This window comes from Rhodoplanes roseus (genome assembly GCF_003258865.1).
GTDB lineage: Bacteria > Pseudomonadota > Alphaproteobacteria > Rhizobiales > Xanthobacteraceae > Rhodoplanes > Rhodoplanes roseus.
Genome location: NZ_NPEX01000427.1, coordinates 1 through 3,575, shown reverse-complemented (window position 1 = coordinate 3,575; position 3,575 = coordinate 1). Strand labels below are relative to the sequence as shown.

Here is a 3,575-nt window from a genome sequence, read left to right as displayed (position 1 = left end):
CGCGACGGCGGCGGCCGGCAGGTCGCCCGCCTCCAGGGCGGCCGCCTCCGCGGCCGCGAAGGCGGCCCCGGTCCGACGCGACGGCTCGATCTCGCTCATCGGTTCACCACCGGGGCCCGGAGGCGTCCGCTCAGTTCTTGCCGACCTTGGCCAGCGCGGCGTCGAGCGGGGCGAGGTCCCAGAAGTCCTCGACCTTGTAGTCGGAGTTCTGGCCCTTGAAGCGGCCGGCGGCGATCAGGAAGTCGAAATCGGCCTTGGCGGCCGCGGCGCCGCCGCCGTCGGTCGGGAACAGCCCGCCCGGCACCGCCATCTCGAAATAGGGCGTGATGTCGTCGGCGAGCGGCTTCGGCAGATCCTTCAGGAGGCCGAGCTCGGCGCGCAGCCGCGCCGGCGCCTTGGGGTCGGCGTTGACGGCGCGCAGCGACTTCAGCAGCTCCTCGCTCAGCGTCTGGATCAGCTCCTTGTTGTCGCCGATGAACTTGGTGGTGGCGTAGAAGATCTCGTCGCTCGCCGACTGGCTCTCCACCGGCAGCACGATGAACTTCTTGGGGTCCTCCTCGGTCAGCTTGCGGGTGTTGGGGAGGTCGAGCAGCGTCGCCTTCATGGTGCCGCGCCGCATCGCGATGATGCGCACCTCGGAGCCGGGCACGAAGCTGATCTGGCCGAACTTGACGCCGTTCACCTTCTCCATCTGCAGGGCCATCGCCTCGGTGGCGGAGCCGCGCGCGTGAACGGCCATGTCGGCGCCGTTCATGTCCTTCCAGGTCTTGTAGAACTCGCTGTTCACGACGGGGAAATAGGCGACCCGCCTGAGCAGGAAGAAGTGCCGCACCGGCGCCTTCAGGGTGTCGATGCCCTTGTAGGCGTCGCCGATGCCGATATCGATCTCGTTGTTGATGACGGCCTGGAAGACGACGTCGTCGGACTTCAGCGCCATGACGTTGAACTTCACGCCGAGCCGCTTCTCGGTGTTGGCCATGGCGATCAGCTCGGGCAGGTTCTGGCCGGTGAGCGTGTCGGCCTGGCCGACCCGGATCACCCGCTGGGCGGCGGCCGGCTCGGTCCAGGCCAGGAGGGCGGCGGCGACCAGTCCGGCGGAGCACCAGGCGAGGCGTCGGAGGGGAGCCCGTTTGCAGGCCAGGCGTTCGGGGGTGAGCATGCGACATCTCCGTCGAGGCGTGTGCACCGGCCGTGCACGCGGCGGGGCCCGGACCCGGGCTAATTCGGCCGGCTTTTCATCACCAAAGCAAATCAAAACAACTGATTGATTGATCCAGATGAATTATAGATGCCGGGTGAAGGCCGGTCGGCCCCCGAGGCGCGCGATGGATGTGGACATCCGCAACTGCGGGTGGACTCGCGGCGGGCCGTCGAGCTAGCCTCGAAGCCTTATCAGCGTGTTCATCGGGTGGGGTCGTGTCATGCACCGATCGCCGCGAGACGTGCTGCTCGACCCCGAGCAGCACCGGCGCAACGCATTGAGTTTCACCGGCCGTGCCGAGGCGACCGGCTCCGCCGAGGAGCGTGATCACTTCGTCAGGATGGCGCGCACCTCCGAGCTGCTCGCCAAGAACGCCGACTGGCTGCGCTCCATCGACGCCTTCTTGGCCGACTGGCGTCCGAAAGCCTAGGCTCGGGCAGGGCGGACACCGCCGGCGCGCGGTCCGGAATTACGGATTGCGCGAAGCCGTCGCGAAGCGGAGCGCGACCTTGAAGCGGAGTGCGACTATGAAGCGGAGCGCGCCTCTGACGGCGCGTCTCGCGCGGCGCGCCTAACTCACGGCGTCTAGCCGGCCCGGCGAATCGCTCGCCCTCTGCAAAATCCTTAAGAATTCGTTACCGAGGCGGAACCATCCCCGGACATGCGCGTTATGGTCGTACAAGGCGAATTCCTCAGGGGGACGCTCATGTTCGACAATATCGCAGGTACGTCACACCTCCTCGGCTTCGATCGCGGCGACTGGGCCCTTCTGGTCGGCGGCTGCGTTCTCTCCACCTTCCTGACCTTCCTGGTCTGATCCGACCGCCCCGCGTCCTCGGCGACGCGGCTGCGACGCGCACGCGTGAGCGTGCCACGACAGATCCGGTCGCATCGGCTCGCAGCCGCGACCGTTGCGCGGACGAGCCCCGCCTCAACCATCCCGATACGAGCGCTCTGCGCATCCGACGTGCCGTCAGGCGGGACCGGCCACGTGCCCGGCCGGCGTGTCGCGTCCGGCGTCCGGCACGGTCGTGGACCGGCGCTCAGGCCCGCACCAGCAGGCCCGGCTCGGTGCGCTCCATCGCCTCGATGGCGGTCAGGCGCGCCTCCATGACGGCGAAGGCCGAGCGGATCGCCACCAGGTCGTCGACCTTCCACACGAGCTGCTGCCACGGGCGGGCGAACTCCAGGTCGCCGCCGATCCGGTGGCCGGCGTCCTCGAGCGCCCGGGCCGTGGTGTCGGCGTCGGCGTCGAGCGGCACGAACACCTGGTAGCGGGCGCGCTCGTTGTACCAGGCGAGGGTCAGCGGGTCCGACAGGATGCCCATGTTGAGCCAGGCGCGCTCGTAGAGGCCCATGCGCATCTCCACGTCGAGCGTCGCGGCGGCGCAGACGACATGCGCCCCGAGCGCCTCCGACGGGGCCGCCCCGGCGGCGCCGTCCGGCACGAAGATCGGCACGTAGCGCTCCGGATCGAGCCCGTCCGCGAAGGCGACCCAGTCGGCGACCCGGCTGTTGCGGGCCGGCGAGAGCCCGCTGTTGCGCAGCGTGATCACGACCGGGCGACGGTTCTGCGCCGTGCGGGCCAAGAACTCCTCGGCGGCGCGGCGGCCCGGCGCCGTGGCGGCGAGCAGCGGCCACACCGTGCCGGCCCGGCGCGCCTCCTCGCGGGCCGCGGACGGGTCGGGGCGGCTCGGCAGGAAGACGCGGTAGTCGGCCGGGTAGAGCTTGTGCGGGTCGTCGGTGATCAGCGACCAGGCCTGCTGGCGATCGGCGCACACCGCATGGGCCCGCACGCTCGGCAGCATCGCCAGCAGCGGCAGCAGCTCGTGCCGCAGCCGCCACAGCCGCGCCTCCGGGTCCTCCACGGTCTCGTGCGCCGGGGTCTCGCGCTTGACGCCGTGATGCGGCCCGAGCACCACGATCACGTTGATGCCGGCGAGGCCGCGCTTGCGCCGCTCGATCTCGGCGCCGGCGAGCGTCGCGGCGAGCTCGAAGGACACCGGCGCGGCGGCCAGATCCCAGACCACCTGCAGGGCGTCGTCCGACCACGCCTGGCTCGCCGTGGTGGTGCGGCGGAAGCGGTCGCCCAGCGCCGTCACGGCGGAGCGGACCTTGCGGGTCAGCGCGACGCGCGGCGCCGCGAGCTCGTTGTGGGCGAGGCGCACGAGGCCGCGCGGGCCTTCACTGCGCAGGCCGTGCAGGAGGCCGCGGAACGTGGAGACGCGAAAGAACCGGGGCATGGCGCTCGATCGATCTGGTGACGCAATCCGCACAGCATTGGACCGGCCGGCGCCGGCCCGCAAGGCCGCCGCGTGGCCGAGGTCCGGTCCAGGGCCGCGCCGCCCCGTCGTGATCGCGCCTGCGGCAGCCC

The 3,575-nt window shown here is 70.7% G+C and carries 3 protein-coding genes; 1 reads left to right on the top strand and 2 read right to left on the bottom strand.

Annotation, left to right across the window (positions count from 1 at the left end; all coding sequences use genetic code 11):
- Nucleotides 1–130 precede the first annotated feature (130 nt).
- Nucleotides 131–1,159, bottom strand: coding sequence for a substrate-binding domain-containing protein (locus CH341_RS29520; RefSeq protein WP_111422919.1), 1,029 nt, complete (start codon nt 1,157–1,159; stop codon nt 131–133).
- A 262-nt stretch (nt 1,160–1,421) separates the two neighbouring features.
- On the opposite strand from CH341_RS29520, the gene CH341_RS29515 reads away from it, so the two are divergent.
- Nucleotides 1,422–1,631: a hypothetical protein gene (locus tag CH341_RS29515; RefSeq protein ID WP_146604676.1), complete on the top strand. Its 210-nt coding sequence runs from the start codon at nt 1,422–1,424 to the stop codon at nt 1,629–1,631.
- Between the two features lie 613 nt (nt 1,632–2,244).
- Here the strand turns inward: CH341_RS29515 and CH341_RS29510 are convergent.
- Nucleotides 2,245–3,444 carry a hypothetical protein gene (locus tag CH341_RS29510; RefSeq protein ID WP_111422915.1) on the bottom strand — a complete coding sequence of 400 codons (1,200 nt, stop codon included), beginning with the start codon at nt 3,442–3,444 and terminating at the stop codon, nt 2,245–2,247.
- Nucleotides 3,445–3,575 lie beyond the last annotated feature (131 nt).